16 protein-coding genes are annotated in these 17,415 nt (G+C 65.0%); 1 reads left to right on the top strand and 15 read right to left on the bottom strand.

Annotated elements, in window-relative coordinates; translation table 11 throughout:
• Positions 1–12 precede the first annotated feature (12 nt).
• The 10 genes from ACXAG8_RS03815 to cbiE form a co-directional block, all read right to left on the bottom strand.
• Entirely contained in the window at positions 13–1,383 is a 1,371-nt protein-coding gene (locus tag ACXAG8_RS03815) for a tetratricopeptide repeat protein (protein ID WP_475222260.1), read from the bottom strand.
• A 180-nt stretch (positions 1,384–1,563) separates the two neighbouring features.
• The gene (locus ACXAG8_RS03810) at positions 1,564–2,748 is read right to left on the bottom strand and encodes a CaiB/BaiF CoA transferase family protein (RefSeq protein WP_475222259.1); all 1,185 of its coding nucleotides are present in this window, start codon (positions 2,746–2,748) and stop codon (positions 1,564–1,566) included.
• Positions 2,735–4,354 carry a thiamine pyrophosphate-binding protein gene (locus ACXAG8_RS03805; RefSeq protein WP_475222258.1) on the bottom strand — a complete coding sequence of 540 codons (1,620 nt, stop codon included), beginning with the start codon at positions 4,352–4,354 and terminating at the stop codon, positions 2,735–2,737. Before ACXAG8_RS03805 ends, ACXAG8_RS03810 begins: the two co-directional genes overlap by 14 nt.
• A gap of 79 nt (positions 4,355–4,433) precedes the next feature.
• Positions 4,434–4,907 (bottom strand): DUF302 domain-containing protein, encoded by a 474-nt coding sequence (locus ACXAG8_RS03800; protein ID WP_475222256.1) that lies wholly within the window; start codon positions 4,905–4,907, stop codon positions 4,434–4,436.
• A gap of 91 nt (positions 4,908–4,998) precedes the next feature.
• Positions 4,999–5,742 (bottom strand): precorrin-6A synthase (deacetylating), encoded by a 744-nt coding sequence (gene cobF / locus ACXAG8_RS03795; protein WP_475222255.1) that lies wholly within the window; start codon positions 5,740–5,742, stop codon positions 4,999–5,001.
• Positions 5,735–6,463 (bottom strand): uroporphyrinogen-III C-methyltransferase, encoded by a 729-nt coding sequence (gene cobA / locus ACXAG8_RS03790; protein ID WP_475222253.1) that lies wholly within the window; start codon positions 6,461–6,463, stop codon positions 5,735–5,737. Before cobA ends, cobF begins: the two co-directional genes overlap by 8 nt.
• Positions 6,460–7,788, bottom strand: a complete 1,329-nt coding sequence (locus ACXAG8_RS03785; protein ID WP_475222251.1) for a cobyrinate a,c-diamide synthase — start codon at positions 7,786–7,788, stop codon at positions 6,460–6,462. Before ACXAG8_RS03785 ends, cobA begins: the two co-directional genes overlap by 4 nt.
• A complete protein-coding gene (cobM, locus tag ACXAG8_RS03780; protein ID WP_475222250.1) occupies positions 7,781–8,575 on the bottom strand; it encodes a precorrin-4 C(11)-methyltransferase in 795 nt (264 codons plus the stop codon). Before cobM ends, ACXAG8_RS03785 begins: the two co-directional genes overlap by 8 nt.
• Complete coding sequence (locus tag ACXAG8_RS03775) at positions 8,572–8,967, bottom strand: cobalamin biosynthesis protein (RefSeq protein WP_475222249.1); 396 nt, start codon at positions 8,965–8,967, stop codon at positions 8,572–8,574. Before ACXAG8_RS03775 ends, cobM begins: the two co-directional genes overlap by 4 nt.
• A complete protein-coding gene (gene cbiE / locus ACXAG8_RS03770) occupies positions 8,949–10,148 on the bottom strand; it encodes a precorrin-6y C5,15-methyltransferase (decarboxylating) subunit CbiE (protein WP_475222248.1) in 1,200 nt (399 codons plus the stop codon). Before cbiE ends, ACXAG8_RS03775 begins: the two co-directional genes overlap by 19 nt.
• Here cbiE and ACXAG8_RS03765 point away from each other — a divergent pair.
• Positions 10,147–10,878 carry a cobalt-precorrin-6A reductase gene (locus tag ACXAG8_RS03765; protein ID WP_475222247.1) on the top strand — a complete coding sequence of 244 codons (732 nt, stop codon included), beginning with the start codon at positions 10,147–10,149 and terminating at the stop codon, positions 10,876–10,878. The two genes, cbiE and ACXAG8_RS03765, sit on opposite strands and share 2 nt — an antisense overlap.
• Here the strand turns inward: ACXAG8_RS03765 and cobJ are convergent.
• From cobJ to cobN, 5 genes are read right to left on the bottom strand one after another with little or no spacing between them, the layout of a single operon-like run.
• On the bottom strand, positions 10,869–11,633 hold the full coding sequence (cobJ, locus tag ACXAG8_RS03760) for a precorrin-3B C(17)-methyltransferase (protein ID WP_475222245.1): 765 nt from the start codon (positions 11,631–11,633) through the stop codon (positions 10,869–10,871). The genes ACXAG8_RS03765 and cobJ overlap by 10 nt on opposite strands.
• Complete coding sequence (locus ACXAG8_RS03755) at positions 11,630–12,358, bottom strand: precorrin-2 C(20)-methyltransferase (RefSeq protein WP_475222243.1); 729 nt, start codon at positions 12,356–12,358, stop codon at positions 11,630–11,632. Before ACXAG8_RS03755 ends, cobJ begins: the two co-directional genes overlap by 4 nt.
• Entirely contained in the window at positions 12,355–12,984 is a 630-nt protein-coding gene (locus tag ACXAG8_RS03750; protein ID WP_475222242.1) for a precorrin-8X methylmutase, read from the bottom strand. The genes ACXAG8_RS03755 and ACXAG8_RS03750 overlap by 4 nt, the downstream gene beginning before the upstream one ends.
• Positions 12,984–14,123 carry a cobalamin biosynthesis protein CobG gene (locus ACXAG8_RS03745; protein ID WP_475222241.1) on the bottom strand — a complete coding sequence of 380 codons (1,140 nt, stop codon included), beginning with the start codon at positions 14,121–14,123 and terminating at the stop codon, positions 12,984–12,986. Before ACXAG8_RS03745 ends, ACXAG8_RS03750 begins: the two co-directional genes overlap by 1 nt.
• Positions 14,120–17,413, bottom strand: coding sequence for a cobaltochelatase subunit CobN (gene cobN, locus ACXAG8_RS03740; RefSeq protein ID WP_475222239.1), 3,294 nt, complete (start codon positions 17,411–17,413; stop codon positions 14,120–14,122). The genes ACXAG8_RS03745 and cobN overlap by 4 nt, the downstream gene beginning before the upstream one ends.
• Positions 17,414–17,415: the final 2 nt, after the last annotated feature.

Here is a 17,415-nt window from a genome sequence, read left to right as displayed (position 1 = left end):
TCTTGAGTATTGCTATTCCGCCGGAACGCTTTGCGCGTCCCCGCCAGAGCGGGCAGAGCTGATCAGAGCGCGGCGCGCCAGGGCATAGTTGTCTTCCTGCCCGGCCCGTTTGCTGCGCCTGTCATCCAGGATACGCTCGACCGCATCCAACCGACCCGCCCGAAGGCCGGAATCGATCGTGATCCGCTCGAATACATCGCGCTGGGCGTGGCTTCCGCCTGCCAGTTGCATGGTGTCACGCGCGGCTGAAAGGTGGTCAAAAGCCGCCGCGAACTGCCCGTCACCGAAGGCTTCGAGGCCCATGGCCGCGGCAAGGCCCGGATCGGCCATGCGGCGCGTGGTGTCATTGTCGGACTGCGCGGCGTCGCGGTGTATCCGGCCAAGTATCTTGGCGGTCGCGTCAGCCCTGTTGTCGCCGGTCAGGGCCAGCAGATAGTGCAGATCGGCAAAGATCAGGCACCCGTCCTCGGTCCGCTCGGCGCTGAGATCGGCCAGTTCTTCCCAGCGGTCGCCGATGTCGATGCCTTCAAGTTGCAGGCGCGAAAGCAACGACGTCGCGTTCGAGATATCGCGATAGTCATCGGTCTTGTCCTTGCGGATCTGTTGGTCGTACAGGTCCATCACCTGGTCGATCTGCCCAAGGTCCAGATGCATCAGCGCCTTGTGCCACCAGACGTGATAGCGGAAATTGTTGCAATGCGACCAGGCCGCTTCGCGCCCGGCCAGCCAATCCAGCCCCAGTTGCGCGTTGCCCGTCATTTCGTGAACATGTGCAACCGCATGCAAGCCCCATGCGTCGTCCGACACCATCCACAAAGCCTGCCGACCTGCGATCTCGGCCTTTTCATAGGCGCCTGTTTCCTCAAGCGCAAAGGAATGGCAGCCCAGCAGGTACCCGCGCCCCGGGTGATCGGGCGCATAGGCCGGCAACACCCGTTCGATCGACCGCCGCATGCCTTCGGCGTCACCCAGCACAAAGCGGGTCGCGTGGCTCAGCTTCATGGCCAATGTGTCCTGGGGATGTGCACGCAGCACATCTTCGAATTTTTGCGCGGCCTGAACGGGATGGCCGGACAACCACAGACCCAGCGCATCCACATAAAGCGCCTCGCGCGGCGACACTGGCTGACGGATCATTGCCGCCCGTGCCGTTGCAAGGGCGTCGGTGGCGACAGGCAGCATTTCGCGGCGCCCGAGCAGCACCATGAACAACCCCTTGACCGCGTGCCCAAGGGCGAAGTCCGGCTCAAGCTCCAGCACCGTACCCAGATGTTGCGGCGTCACCGCCGAATGCGCCAGGAACCCCAGCATAACACCGTTCCAGGCTTCGACGCTTGCCGACTGGGTCAAAGTGTTCATCTGTCCAAAAATGTCTTGCTTCATGGGTTGGTCCAATCTGGTTGCAACTATTCTCAGTATTGGGCTTAGCAGGTTGTGCAGAGGGCTCGTAACAGTATCGGGCCTGCTCTCGAATTGGTGAAATCCCGTGTGCGCAAAAAACGAAAAAAACCGCCGATTCAACGGCATGTTTCAGCAACTTGCCGCCTAAACAGGCAATGTGTTTCAATCTTCAAAGGGGTTTTCGGCGTCCAGAACGGATTGTGTGTCAGCGCCGAACACGGGCGGCGCGGTCCGATAGGTCACCGGCGTGCGCGACAGTTTCAGCGGATTTCCGATCAGGTCGACCGCGCCGGGCTGCGCCTGCATGGCGATCTGCATGTCGCGGGCGGACACCTGGTCTGATGCAAACACCTGATCGAGGGTCTGCACCGGCCCGACCGGAACCTTCAGCGCCTCAAGCCCGTCGATCACGGCACGCGTGGTCAGGGCCCGCAGCGCTGGGCGCAGGACCGCATTCAGGGCTTGCCGGTGCTCCAACCTGGCTGGGTTGGTCGCAAACCGCGGATCGTGGGCCAGTTCGGACTGCCCCAGAAAGCTGCAAAACCGCTGAAACTGGCTGTCATTGCCAACCGCCAGGATCACATGCCCGTCCGAAGTCTCGTAGACATCATAGGGCACGATGTTGGGGTGGCCGTTTCCGCGCCGTTGCGGAGCCGCGCCAGAGGTCAGGTAATTCACCCCCTCATTGATAAGCCACGCGACTTGCGCGTCGACCAGCGCCAGGTCGATCTGCTGGCCTTCTCCGGTCAGGTCGCGATGCCTCAGCGCGGCCAGGATGCCCACGGCCGCATACATGCCGCACATCACGTCGGCGATCCCGACGCCCACTTTCATGGGGGCGCCTTCGGGGTCCCCGGTCAGGGACATGATGCCGCCATAGCCCTGCGCCATAAGATCATATCCGGGCTTGGCCGCATTCGGACCCGTTTGCCCGTAGCCGGAAATCGAACAATAGACGAGCGCCGGAAACTCCTGCGCCAGGGAGGCATGGTCCAGCCCGTATTTTTCCAGACCGCCCGGCTTGAAATTCTCGATCAGGATATCTGCATGCGCCGCCAGTCGACGGATTTCGGCCTGTCCCTGTTCGGTCGTGATGTCCAGGGCCACGGATTTCTTGTTTCGGTTCGCCGCCATGAAATAGGCGCTGAGATCCGATGCGGTTCCATCCTCGTTCATGACATAGGGCGGGCCCCATTGGCGCGTGTCGTCGCCCCCGGTCGCCGGGTTTTCGATCTTGATGACACTGGCCCCCAGATCGCCCAGCAACTGCGTGCAGGTCGGCCCGGCCAGAATACGGCTGAGGTCCAGAACCTTGACGCCCTTCAGCGGGCCTTCAGAGCCGGCCATCATAGCCTCCGCGGTCAATCTCGGCGGCGATCACCGTGAACCTGTCGGCAGACAGGGCAGCCGTCAGCGCCGCGCGCAATTCGTCACGGTTGCGCACGGTGTGCCCATGGCCGCCAAACGCCCGCCCCATGGCGGCAAAGTCGTGGCGGTCGAAATCAACGCCCCGGTTGCCCATCTGCCGTTGGCGCTGTTTCAATTCGATCAGCGCCAGGCTGGCGTCCACGAAGACCAGGAAAATCGGGTTTCCCCCCAGTTCGGCTGCCGTGGAAAGCTCGCCCGCAACCATCAGGAACCCCGCATCACCGGAAAAACTGATGACAGGGCGCTCAGGCGCGGCCAGCTTCAGGCCGATTGCCATCGGGACGGCGCAGCCCATCGTGCACAGGGCCGAGGACTGGATCAGGCCGCGCGCCTCGGAACAGGTCCACATCTGGCTTAAAAGAATGCGGTGCGCGCCGCTGTCGGCGGTTGCCAGCGTTTCAGTTGGCAGGACGGCGCGGGTTTCAGCGATCACCGCCGCAGGGCCCCAGTCGTCATCACCGGGAAAGGCTTGCGACAGGGCCGCTTTGACCTGGTCGGGTTCGCCTTGCGGCCAGGTGGTGCGCGCCGGATTTCCCTTGGCAATCGCCTCAAGCGTTGCGCCGGTATCAGCGACAAGATTCAGCCCGGCCTGATGCATATAGTGGTCGTTGACCACGGCGGAAATGTCGATGACGCGCTGCTGCTCGGGGTCCCAGATTTCGCGCCATCCGGGGCGCATCTCGATCGGGTCATAGCCCAGGCACAGGATCAGGTCCGCCTGCTGCACCAGTGGAACAAGGTGTTTGTCCGCCAAAGGCGACAACCCGGCACCGCCCAGGCATAGCGGGTGATCTTCCGGCACGACGCCCTTGGCCTTGTAGGTCGTGACAAAGGGAATTCCGAAATGTTCCAGAAATGCCCGCACCACGCAGCGCGATTCGTCATACAAAACGTCCAGCCCGATGATGGCGACCGGGCGTTCTGCGTTGGCCACCCAGCGGCGGGCCTTGTCCAGGCAATCGCCCTCGGGTGCCACGACCGCCGGTTTGGCCAGACGGCGGCGCTTGACCCCATCGACGCGCGTGTCGGCCACGGATATCGGCACGTCTATGTGCACCGGACCCGGTCGCGGTTGCAGGGCGAGGTTCACCGCCTTGTCGGCTATTGTGTCTGCGCCCTTGGCGGTCAGCAGAAACGTCGCCTTGGTAATGGCGCGGTAGACCTGGCTGTGGTCCATTACCTGATGGGTATAGGTCAGCGCCTCGTCTGCATCGACACACCCGGTCAGTACGATCATCGGAACGCGGTCCTGCAGCGCGTTGGCGACCACGTTCAAACCGTTCATCGCGCCGGGGCCTAGCGTGGCCACAAGGATTGCGGGTGCGCCGTCGCGATGGTGGACTGCCTCGGCCATGAACCCGGCCGCGTTTTCGTGCTTGCAGAGGTGAAAGGTGATCCCAGCCTGTTCTAGCGCGTCGACCAGGGTCAATACTTCGCCGCCGGGCATGCCGAAGGCGTGGCGGCATCCGGCTTCGTACAGCCGTTGCGCCAACAGGTCAGCCGCGCGGGGGGATAGGTCTTGCATCCGTCAAGCTCCGAAAGTCCAACTGTGCAGCAGATTGCGGAGGACGCCGCCCGACGCAAGACGCTTCACGTCAGTGTGACTATTTGACTGCGCCCAGCGCGACTGCGTGAAAGGCGGTGTCAAGTTCCGCCGCGATGGCGGACATTTCGTCATTGCCGCCCATATAGGGGGCGAAGACAAAGCTGGGTGTCTTGTAGGACAGTGTCGCCGTGCCATCGTCGTTTTCGGTGATGTAGAACCGTATCGGGGCTTCGATCATGGCGGCGGTCGACTGTTCCAGCACCCGAACGGCGAAATCATTGTTGAAAACGCCGATGACGCGGTTTCCGGGAATGGTGATGCCACGGGCCGCCGCAGCCCCGGTTGGCCCGGCCTGTGTAACCACCGCTAGGGTGCTTGCCTTGACCGCCCCCACCGTGTCGGCAACCAGCGTGTCAAAGGGTTTGTCGGTCGGGTGTACCGCCCAACCCGGTCGGGCTTCTATAATCGCGGTGCGCGTATCGGCCCAGGTCGGCAAAGCGACGGCGCATAGCAGCAGCCACAGGTATCTCATTGCCATCTCTCCGGTTGTTCGGCCTGTCCCCTCATGCCAGAGTTCCCCGGCGTGGCGCATTCACAATCGCGTGCGCGACAGGGCGGCTTTGTCAGCCCGCGCGTTTTGCCAGAATGTAAATATCCATGATCCATCCATGGCTTGCCCGGGCCTCGGCGCGGGTTTTCAGGATCTGCGCGGCGACATCGGCTAGCCTGCCTTGTATCAGGATCTCTTCTTTCATCCCCACATAGGCCCCCCACCAGATGTCGAAATCCGCCATTTCGAGGTGCTGGAACGAGCATTCGGCGTCCAGCATGACGGCGACGGTCCCGGCGGTCCGGGGCCACCCTTCGTCGCGAATGCGCCGCCCGGTGGTGACGGTATAGGGCGCACCGATTGCGTTGATCGGGATGGCATGCGCCGCGGTCAGCGCCTGCAGGGCGGTGATGCCCGGTATCACACGGGTCGGCGGTTGCGGGGTCAGGCGCGCGGCGATACGCAGCGAGCTGTCGTACAGGGACGGATCGCCCCAGATCAGCAGGGCCACCTGGCGTACATCAGGGTGTGCCGCGATCGCCTCTTGCCAGCGCAGAGCGATAGCATCGTGCCACGCATCTACACCGCGCAGGTATCCATCATCGCTGCGGCGTTCGGGGATATCGAAATAGGCGATGCGGGGCGGGGTGTCGGTGACCCTGGCGATGATGTCTTCGCGCAGACCGGACAGGTCCGACTTGTTTTCACCCTTGCGGGGGATCAGGATCAGGTCCGCGTTGCGTATCGCCTGCGCACCCTGAAAGGTGACATGATCCGGGTTCCCGGTGCCGATGCCGATAAGGGTCAGTTCAATCATCTTCGAACTCTGCCAGCGGGCCATAGAGTATCAGGGCAGGGGCCGTGCTGATCTCGGATTCCAAATGCGCTGCCAATGCCCCGATCGTCGACCGACGCAGGGTTTGATCGGGGGTCGAGACCGCCTCGGCCATCACGGCGGGCGTGTCCAGCGGCAGACCGTGGTCATGCAGGGTTTTCACCAGCAGGGGAAAGGTGCGCTTGCCCATGAAAACAACGGTTGTCGCGTCGGGGTCGGCCAGCGCGGGCAGGTTCAGGTCTTCGGGCAGCTTGCCGCGGACGTCATGGCCGGTGACGAATTGCACCCGGCGCGCGGTCAGGCGGCGGGTCAGCGGGATGCCCGCGGCGGCAGCCGCTGCAATCGCCGAGGGGATGCCCGGAATGATTTCGTATGCGATCCCGGCGGCGCGCAGGGCCACCAGTTCCTCTTCCAGCCGCCCGAACAGACCGCCATCACCCGATTTCAGCCGCACGACACGGGCGCCTGTCCGGGCGTAATCGACCAGCAGACGGCTGACATGGTCCTGCTTGGGCGAGGGTTGGCCCGCGCGTTTGCCCACGCCCACAAGGTCGGCGTCCTTGTGTGCGTGGGTCAGGATCGGGCCGCTGCTCAGGTCGTCAAACAGGATAGCATCCGCCTTTTGCATCCGGTCCACCGCTTTCAGGGTCAGCAGCTCGGGGTCGCCGGGGCCCGAGCCGACAAAGGAAACGAAACCGCTCATGCCGATGCCTCTGCGATCAGGTGAAAGAACGTGCCGGTCACATTGCCGCGCAGCGATCCGGTCTGAGGTCCCTCGGCCCCTTCGGCATCAAAGACGCGCGCCAACGGCGGATCGGGCTGTTCAAGGATCGAGGAATAGTGGAACTCGTGCCCGCGCAAAGCAGACCCGATGCCGTGTCCGGGTATCGGCGCCAGCAATTCCGCGCGACGATAGCCCAGATTGAACTTGCGCTTTTCATAGGATGTCACCAGCCCCAACAGACCGGCCATCTGATGCTGAACCCCGTCCTTGTCGACCAGTGCCTGACCCAGCGCCATGTACCCGCCGCATTCGCCATGCACAGGCCTGGTTTCAGCGTGTTTGCGCAACCCGGCCAGAAACACGTCGGCCGAGGCCAGCACGCCCGCGTGCAGTTCCGGGTAACCGCCGGGCAACCAGACTAGATCGGCATCTGGTGCGGGCGCTTCGTTCGCCAGCGGCGAAAACGGCAGGATCTCGGCACCTGCGCTGCGCCATCCTTCCAGAAGATGGGGATAGGTAAATGAAAACGCCGCATCCTGCGCCAGCGCGATCCGCTGGGCGGGCGGGCGCGGCAGGGCGGCTGACGGCGTTCTGTCGTGGTTTGCGGATGCTGCCCGTCGAAGCGCCGCAAGATCCACATGGTCCCGCAGAAAGGCCGCATATCCAGAGATGGCGCTTTCCAGGTCGGGATGCTCGACCGCCTGGATCAGGCCCAGGTGCCGTTCGGGCAGGGTCAGATCGCCGCGGCGTGGCAACACACCCAGAACCGGCAGGCCGGCGCGCTCCATCCCCAGACGGGTCAGGCGTTCGTGACGCGGGCTCGCGCAGCGGTTCAGGATGACGCCGGCAAAGGGCAGGTCGGGGTTGTACATGCGAAACCCCAGCGCCGTGGCAGCAGCCGATTGCGCCTGTCCGCCCACATCCAGCACCAGCACGACGGGCCATCCCATGCGTTGCGCGGTTTCGGCGCTGGACCCGTGGCCCAGTTCGCCGGGCTTGGCGACGCCGTCGAACAGGCCCATCGACCCTTCGGCCACCACGATGTCGGCCCCTTGGGCCTGTGCGGAAATGGCCCCCAGCAGCGGTTCGCCCATCGCCCAGCTGTCCAGGTTGAACGAGGCCCGGCCAGCAGCGGCCCGGTGAAAGGCCGGATCGATGTAATCGGGGCCGCTTTTGAACGGTTGCACGGTCAACCCGTCTTCGGCCAGCGCGCGCAACAGGCCAAGCATGACGGTTGTCTTGCCAGTCCCCGAGGACGGGGCCGAAATCAGCAGGCCCGGAGGGTTCGCCATCATCTCAGTCATCCCCGTGGGTCCAGCTTGACCAGGGGCTGTCTGCGTTTTGCGGGCGATACCGGCGGTCATAGGTTTTTGAGTACAGGCAACTTTCGTCAAACCCTTCGCCTGCCAGCGCGGGACCAACCATGATCAGAGCCGTGCGCGAGATGCTGTCATCCAGCGCCTCTTTCAGCGTGGCCAAGGTTGCGCGAATGATCCGCTCATCCGGCCAGCTGGCGCGATAGACCACGGCCACGGGGCATTTTGCGCCATAGGCCGGGGTCAGATCGGCAATGACCTTGTCCAGATTACCGATCGACAGGTGAATGGCCAGCGTCGCGCCAGTCCTGGCAAAGTTCTCCAGGGTCTCGCCCTCGGGCATCGACGATGCGCGGCCCGGCGTCCGGGTCAGCACAACCGATTGCGCCAGCCCCGGCAACGTCAGTTCCGCGCCCAAAGCCGCCGCGGCGGCGGCAAAAGAAGGGACGCCGGGGGTCACGCTGACGGGGATGCCCATTGCCTTTAGCCGCCGAAGCTGTTCGCCCATGGCCGACCAGACCGACAGGTCGCCGGAATGCAGGCGCGCCACGTCCTGACCGGCATCATGCGCGGCTTGGATCTCGGCCATGATCTGATCCAGGTCCAGGGGGGCTGTATTCACGATCTTTGCGCCCTTTGGGCAGTGCCCCAGAATTTCTTCGGGCACCAGCGATCCGGCATAAAGACACACGGGGCATGACGCGATGATGTCGCGCCCCCGCAGGGTCAGCAGGTCGGCAGCACCGGGTCCGGCGCCGATGAAATGAACGGTCATGTCTGTCCTCCGATGGCGACGGCGCAGGTGGCAAGCCGGTCGTCCGAGATATGTCTTGGGGAAACAAGCCGCGCGCCCGGACCGGCAAGGTCGCGCGCAACGGCAAGGGCGGATGCCTCGGCCACGCTGCCGGTGCCATAGGCGGCCCGGCTGCGGTTCGAGCATGAAAGCGTCGGCTGACCTGCCAGGTCGGCGGGGGCGACAAAGTGCAGTGGCAGGGCGGTTTCGGCGGCAAACGCGGCCAGCGCGGCATGGCCTTGTTTGTCGGCAACCGTGGCCAGCGCGTGGATGACCTGCCCGGCGCGGGCCCGTTCGAAAACGGCGCGCAGGCTGTCCAGGGTGGCGGCGGACGAAAACCCAATTCCCGCGACCCTCATAGGGTAACGCTCCATTGCACCACCGGATAGGCTGATTTCCATCCGCGCCGGGACCCAAGCGCGTTGGCCTGGGCCAGCTCAATCCTCAAAAGCTCTCCGCCAAGGGTTGCGTGCCACTGTGCCAGCACGGCTTCGCTCTCCAGCGTCACCGCGTTGGCAACCAGTCGGGTGCCCGTGGGCAGGGTGTTGCGCAGCCAGTCCAAAAGCGCGGAACTCAGCCCGCCGCCGATGAACACGACATCGGGCAGCGGCAGGTCGGTCAGCGCCTCGGGCGCCGTGCCGAGGATCACCGCAAGCCGGTCCTGTCCCATGGCGTCCGCGTTGCGGCGAATGCGCTGTGCGCGGTCTGCGCGGGGTTCGATTGTGGTCGCGGTCAGGCTGGGGTCGCACATCAGCCATTCGATGCTGACCGAGCCGGTGCCGCCGCCGATATCCCACAGGTGCTCGCCCCGTTGCGGAGCCAGCGCAGACAGGGTCAATGCGCGCACGGGGCGCTTGGTGATCTGGCCGTCGGTTTCGAAAATCTCGTCCGGCTTGCCCGTGGACATCGGAAGAGCCTGCCCCGCGCCGGCGACGTCCAGCCCGACGCAAACAGGGTGTTCGAACGATCCCAGAAGGGCCTCGGTAAGTGACATTCTGCCTATGCGTTCGCGCGGCCCGCCCAGAGCCTCCATCACGTTCAACTGCGTGTCGCCAAAACCGGTCGCATCCAGATAGCGCGCCAATTCGGTGACCGCCGCGCCGTCGCGCAGCAACACGATGGCGCGCAACCCCGGTGCCAGGTGGGGCCGCAGGCGCGACAGGGGGGCGGCATGCAGCCCGAATGTGCGCGTGGCCTCCAACGGCCAGCCCAGCCGCGCCGCCGCCAGCGAAAAGGTCGATTGCCCGGGCAGGGCCGTCCATTCCCCCGCGCCGAACTCTCGCGCGATAACCGAGCCCGCGCCGAACCAGAACGGATCGCCCGAAGCCAGGACAACAGTTGGTTGCCCGCGAAACCCGGCCAGGATCGGCAGGCCATCGGCAAAGGGCACGGGCCATTCGACCTGCCGTGCGCCGCTGCCCGGCAGCAGCGACAGATGCCGCGCGGGGCCCATGACGATTTCGGCGCGTTCCAGCGCTTGACGGCTTGCGGGCGGCAGGCCATCCAGTCCATCTTCGCCCAAGCCCAGTACGGTCAGCCACGGAGTTTCACGCATGACCAACCTCCTGATCCTCGGCGGCACGACCGAGGCCAATGCGCTGGCCAAAGCCGTTTCCGCGCAAGGGATTACGGCGGTTTATTCCTATGCGGGCCGGGTAGAGACCCCGCGTCCGCAGCCCCTGCCGGTGCGAGTTGGTGGATTTGGCGGCGTGCAGGGGCTGGTTGCCTACATCCGCGACAACGGGATCAGCCATGTGATCGACGCAACCCACCCCTTTGCCGCGCAGATGAGCCGTAATGCGATTGAGGCCTGTAGCAGGACCCAGACCCCGTTGGTCGCGCTGACCCGCCCGGCCTGGCGCCCGCAGCCCGGCGACCACTGGCACCACGTGCCGGATGTCGCAGCCGCGGTTCAGGCGCTGTCCGGTGCGCCGCAGCGGGTGTTTCTGGCCGTCGGCCGCATGCATCTTGAGGACTTCGCAGCGCAGCCGCAGCATCACTACCTGCTGCGCCTGGTGGATCAGCCGGACGGCTTGCCCCTGCAAAATGCGGATGTGGTCGTGGCCCGTGGCCCCTTTGCCGAAGCCGAAGACCGCGCGCTGATGCAACGCCATGGCTCGCAACTGGTCGTGTCCAAGAATGCGGGGGGCACCGGCGCGCGCGCCAAGCTGGACGCGGCGCGGACGCTGGGCATCCCGGTGCTGATGATCGACCGTCCGACCCTGCCGCAGCGGACCGAATTTTCGAATGTCGCACAGGTTCTGGACTGGTTGGATCATGCCTGATCCTTATCCGGCGTGAAGCGCGGAGTATAGACGATGGGCGCGCCGTCCCGTGCGATGACACGGGTACGGGATGACCCAAGAATGACCACGGTTTGCATATCCGCCATCTCGGGCGTCGCTTCGGCCAGCGTGGAAATGCGGATCGTTTCATCCGCGCGCGATACGGCGCGGGCAAACAGGATCACCCGCTCGGGCTCGCATTCCTCGCGCAGGATTTCCAGCGTCTTTACAAACCCTTCCGGCCGGGACTTAGACCGCGGGTTGTAGAACGCCATCGCGAAATCCGCCTGCGCGGCCAGACGCAAACGCTTTTCGACAAGGGACCAGGGTTTCAGGTTGTCGCTTAGGTTGATGGCACAGAAATCATGCCCCAGCGGCGCGCCCGCCCGCGCCGAGGCCGCCAGCATCGCGGTGATCCCCGGCAACACGTCAATCTGAATATCCCGCCACGCGGCAGGCCCGTTTTCCAGCGCCTCAAAAACGGCGGCAGCCATCGCGAAAACACCGGGGTCGCCCGAGGATACCACCACGACGCGCTTGCCCTGCGCGGCCATCTGCAGCGCGTGCTGCGAGCGGTCGATTTCAACCCGGTTGTCACTGGCATGCAGGGTCAGCCCGTCGCGTTGGGCCACGCGGGCGACATAGGGGATATAGCCGACGACATCGGTCGCCTCGGCCAGGGCCTCGGTCACCTCGGGCGTGACCAGCGCCTCATCCCCTGGCCCAAGCCCCGCGATCTTGACCCAACCGCTCATGGTCGCCGCCCCTGTCCGTGGACGATGATGATCGAGAAATACGGCGTGACCTTGGTGCAGGCCTCGGACAGCTTGGTCACCGTCTGGTTGGGCATCTGTGCAAATTCCACGATCCACGCGCGGTCGTACAAACCCGCCGCAGTCAATGCCCGTTTGACCTTGTCGATATTGCGCCCGATTTTCATCACGACCAGCGCATCGGTCTGCGCCATGCGTTCGGCCAGCGTTTCTTCGGGCAATGTGCCCATCAGAACCGTCAGCACGTCATCGCCCCAGGTGATCGGGTCGCCGGTGGCCGTCCATGCCCCCGACATGCCGGTGATGGCGGGCACGACCTCGACCTGAGCCTTGTCCCGCAAGCGGCTGTAAAGATGCATGAAAGAGCCGTAGAAAAACGGATCACCCTCGCACAGCACAACGATGTCTTCGCCCTGATCGGCAAGCGCCTTCAGGTGGTTCGCGCACTCTTCGTAAAAGGCTGCCAAAAGCGCGTTGTATCGCGGATCGGTCAGGGGGATTTCGGTGGTGACGGGGTATTCCATCGGGAATTCAACAGCATCCTGGGGGATCATCCCGGCCACGATCTTGCGTGCCTGGCCGCTGCGGCCGGGTTTGCGAAAAAAGGCCACATGCCGCGCGTTGCGCAGCAGCCGGTCGGCCCGGACGCTCATCAGGTCGGGATCGCCGGGGCCTAGACCCAGGCCGTATATCTTGCCTGCGCTCATTCCGCGCGGCTCGCGATTGCGTTGACGGCGGCGACGGTTATGGCACTGCCACCCAGACGGCCCTTTACGATGCAGGACGGCACTGGCTGGGCCGCCCACAGGGCATCCTTGGATTCGACCGCGCCGACAAAACCCACGGGGCAACCGATGATGGCGGCGGGGCGCGGGCAATCGGGGTCTTCCAGCATGTTCAGCAGGTGAAACAGCGCAGTCGGCGCGTTGCCGATGGCCACCAGCGCGCCGTCCAGATGCGGGCGCCACAATTCCAGCGCCGCGGCAGACCTCGTGTTGCTCATCTCGGCGGCCAGGGGGCGCACGCGATCGTCATGCAGGGTACAGATTACTTCATTGTCTGCGGGCAGGCGAAACCGGGTCACGCCCTCGCTGACCATGCGCGCATCACACAGGATCGGTGCGCCGCCTTCCAGCGCGGTACGGGCCGCCTGTACAAAGCCGGGCGAGAAATGAACGAACGCTTCCAGCCCAACCATTCCGGCAGCGTGGATCATGCGGACGGCGACCTGCTCTTCGTCGGCATCAAAGCGGGCCAGATCGGCCTCGGACCGGATGGTGGCAAAGCTTTGTTTGTAGATCGCCGCGCCATCGGTTTCATATTCATAGGGCATTAGGTGAAGTCCATGGTCATAAGTGTTTCCTTGGTCAGGCCGCGCAGGCTTGGCTCATCCCCCGCGCGGCCCTGTTTGACAAGATCAAATCGTCCGTTATCGCCGATCAGGGTCACATCAGCAGGTCCCATGCGCGCGCAGCCCTTGGCACATCCCGAGACATGCAGGCTGCCGGGGACGCGCGGCGCCAGGGCGCGCGCGATATCGCGGGTTTCCACCTGCGCCTGCGGACAGAACGGCGCGCCGGGGCAGGCGTCGGTGGTCATCAGCGGGTCGGATGCGTGCGTGACAAAGGCCGGGGCGGGTATCGCCGCCCCGCCTTCCAGCAGGATCAGCCGCCACGGGGTGACGCGCAGGGCCGCGGCACCGCTGGCCTTGATCAGGTTCTTCAGGTCGCGCGACGGCAGTTGCCCAAAGGCCGCGCCGTAGAAAGCCCCCAACCCACAGGGGCCGGGCACAGGGGCGTCCCCAATGGCACCAGGAGCAGCCCCAAGCCAGTCCCGAGGCAGGCCCGCCGCCGCCACCAAACGCGCCATGCGCCGCGTTTCGGGCGCATAGTTGGCGGCAAACCATCGTGCCAGCGCAATCAGCCTGTCGATGGCTTCGCCCTCGGTAACCGCGCGCCCGGTTTCAGCCCCGTCGGCGCGCAGGATCAGACCCTCGGGGGCGGTCTCCAGCCGAATATCCGCCGAATCCGCCGCCAGCAGGCGGGCCGGGCCGGTGTCGATGGCAAACCCGAACTTGGCGGGCAGGTCGGGCAGTTCTGCCAGCCGATCCATCAGCTCCCGCGTCAGCCGCGCGGTCAGATCACCGGCCTGATAAAGCGGTGAGACCAGAATGTTGCGGCGTATTTCGATACCGGGTTCCGTATCCAGCAGGTTCAACGCCGACAACTCCCCCAGCAGGGTTTGATGATTGGCCTCGGCCACCCCGCGCAGTTGCAGATTTGCGCGGTTGGTCAGGTCGATGGTGCCATTGCCGAACCGCTCGGCCAGATCGCTGAGGCCGATGGCCTGTTCAGCGCCCAGGCGTGCCAACCGGGGACGCACCCGCACGACCAGACCGTCGCCGGACATCATGGGGCGATGCGCGCCGGGGCACCAGCCCTGTACGATGGGGGATTTCGATGGCGCGCTCATCCCAGCCCCTCCAGATCGGCGCGGATCGAATTGCGGCGGGTGTCCCACAGCCCCGCCTTTAACAAGGCGCGGAACCGGTCCTGCATGGCCTGATGCGCCTGCGGGTTGGCCTGTTGCAGGAAGGCATCGACCTGGGCGTCGCCCAATGTGGCGTCATGGTAAAGGTCGAACAGGTGCGGGGCGACCGTGCCGGACAGATGCGCGAAGGACGCCATATGATCCAGCGTCGCCGCGATTTCTGCCGCGCCACGGAAGCCGTGCCGCTGCATCCCGGCGATCCAGCCGGGATTGGCGGCGCGGGCATGGACCACGCGGCTGATTTCCTCGGGCAGGGTGCGGGCGCGGGGGTTTTGCGGGTTGGTATTGTCGAGGTGATACAGTTGCGCTTTGCCGCCGGTCACCTTCTTGGCGGCGGCGAAACCGGCCTCGTGGGTGGCGTAGTCATTGGCCAGCAACAGGTCGGTTTCGGTCAGGTCCTGCAGATGGACAAAGCTGTCGGCGCTTGCGACGCGCCGGGTGATGCCGTCTTTATCTTGCGCGATATGGTCGCCTTCCAGCGCGAATGAGCTGGCCTCAAGCCACGCCTTACCGGCCTGCGCGCGCGCCTCATCCGTATAGGTTTCGGACAGGTGGGTCATGTTCAGACCATAGCTGCCGGGGGCCGGGCCATAGACCCGCGCCGCGGGTTCCTGCCCGGCATAAGGGTTCCAGTCGGCGGCCTCGTCGCGTTCAGACAGCGCCCGCACAGCCTGACCAAACAGCGCCGAGAGCGTCGGGAACACGTCGCGGAACAGGCCCGAGACCCGCAGGGTCACGTCCAGACGCGGGCGGCTGAGGTCGGTGATCGGCAGCACTTCGATACCCGCGACCCGCTCGGAGCCTTTGTCCCAGACCGGTTTCACGCCCAGCAGGTGCAAGGCCATTGCAAATTCCTCGCCCGCTGTGCGCATGGTGGCAGACCCCCACAGGTCGACGATCAACCCCTTGGGATAATCGCCTTCTTCCTGCAAATGCCGCCGCACCAGTTCCTCGGCCAGTTTCACGCCTTGGGTATAGGCTGCCCGTGTCGGCACCGAGCGCGGATCGGTGGTATATAGGTTCCGCCCCGTCGGCAGCACGTCCGAGCGCCCGCGATATGGCGACCCGGAGGGGCCCGCCGCGATCCGTTTCCCGGCCAGCGCGTCGATCAGTGCGCGGCGTTCGGCATGGGCCGAGGGCGCGGGGTCGAAATTGCCGGACACCTCGGGCACGCGGCCAAAGATATGTAACCCGTCGCCAAATTGGCTTTCCTTGATGTCGCAGACAAAGCGGTCGATGCGGGTGATCGCCTCGGCGGTGCTGGTGGCCTGATCCAGGCCAAGGTCGCTCTCCAACCCGATGGCCTGTGCCTCGTCGCGGATATTGTCCTGCAGACGATCGCGGCGCTTGGGGTCCAGACCGTCCGCGTTTGAAAATTCGTCCAGCAGGGATTCCAACCGCACCATGCGATCCGGCGTGCCGCTTTCCTTCATCGGGGGCGGGATATGGCCCAGCGTGACGGCCCCGATCCGGCGCTTGGCCTGCGCGGCCTCGCCGGGGTCGTTGACGATGAAGGGATAGATCAGCGGCAGGTCGCGGATCAGCGCCTCGGGCCAGCATTCCGCCGACAGGGCGACCGACTTGCCCGGCAGCCATTCCAGCGTGCCATGGGCGCCGATATGGATCAGGGCGTCTGCGCCCAACCCTTTGCGCAGCCACACATAAAAGGCGACATAGCTGTGGCGCGGGGTGCGCGACAGGTCGTGATAATCGTCATCGCGCAGCGCGGGCGTGCCGCGCTCGGGTTGCAGGGCAACCAGCGCGTTGCCCCGGCGCAGTGCGGTGAACTGGAACGCGCCCGCTGCAAAGGCCGGGTCGTTCTCGGGCGCGCCCCAAACAGCGTTCAAATCTGCGCGCAACTGTTCGGGAAAGTCCGACAGGGCGGCCAGATAGTCGCAAAGCTGCCATGAAATTCGCGCATCCGGCAGCGTTTCAGCAAGGGGTTCAGCGGGTGCGGTGTCGTACCCTTCGCCCTGCAGATCCGTCAGGATGGCCTCGGCCGAGGCCAGCGCATCAAGGCCCACCGCATGCGCCATTTGCCAATCCTTGCCGGGATAGGTCGACAGCACCAGCGCGGGCACCTGATCCGCTTTGGGTTTGTCGTTCAGGTTCAGCCAGCCGGTCACGCGGTCGATGATGGCGTCTATCCGCTCGGGTTCTGCGCGGTGGGCAAAGCGGGAATATTCCAGATGCGGGTCGCGCTTGCCCGGTTCCTTGAACGAGGCAACGCCCGCGTTGATCCGCCCGTCGACTTCGGGCAGGACCACATGCATGGCGAGATCGGCAGGCGAAAGGCCCCGTTCCGCCTCGGCCCAGGCTTTGCGGCGGGATGTGGCCAGCGCGATCTGGAACACCGGGACGTTCGCCGCGTCCAGGGGTGAGGTGCCAGACGCGCCTTTGCCCGAGAAAGAGGTGGCGTTGATGATTGCCGACGGCGACAGCGCCACGACCTGTTCACGCATCCATTCGGCGGCGGCCGGGGCTTTCAGCGAGGGCGCAAACAATCCAACCGCGTCCAGCCCACGATCCCGCAACCTGTGGATCAGGGTCGCGACCGGTGCCGTATCCGCCGATGTCAGATAGGCGCGGTAAAAGGTGACGATGATGCGTTTTGTGTCGCCCGCAAAGGCTGTTTCAACCGGGATCACGCCGCGATCCGGGCACCATGCGCCGCATTCGGGGATCGTCTTGGCGCCCATGACCGGCCCGGCGTAAAGCCCCGCCGCCAGCGCCATCTGCGCCAATGCCGCCTGCGCCGCAACCTCGCCGCCGGTGTCGCAGAGATGCGCCAGGCGCCGCAGGGTCGAGACAGGCAGGGTGGAATATTCATCCAGCCGCGTATCCTCACGCCCATCCGCGGGCAGGACCGCCAGCGCGATCCCCCTGGCCTGCGCCAGCGCCAGAACCTGTTGCAGCCCATAGGACCAGTAGGGCACGCCACCGATCAGACGGATCAGGATACCTTTTGCCCCCTCAAGCGTCTGTTCCACATAGGTGTCCACGGACAGGGGATGTTTAAGCGCTGCCAGATTGGCCAACCGCATCGTGGGCATCTGCCCGTCGGGTCCGCCCCCACGATGCCAGCCCACCGCGAAAGCACCAAGGTCACTGTCGGAAAAAGACAGCACCACCAGATCCGCCGGGCTTTGGCCCAGGTCGGTTGGGGTCTCGGTTTCCTCAAGCCCGTGGCTTTCGCGGAAGACGACGTGCATGG

Source organism: Ruegeria sp. ABD4_443 (assembly GCF_056160865.1).
Note: the sequence above shows the minus strand (reverse complement) of the source record. Positions and strands in the feature narration are given on the sequence as shown.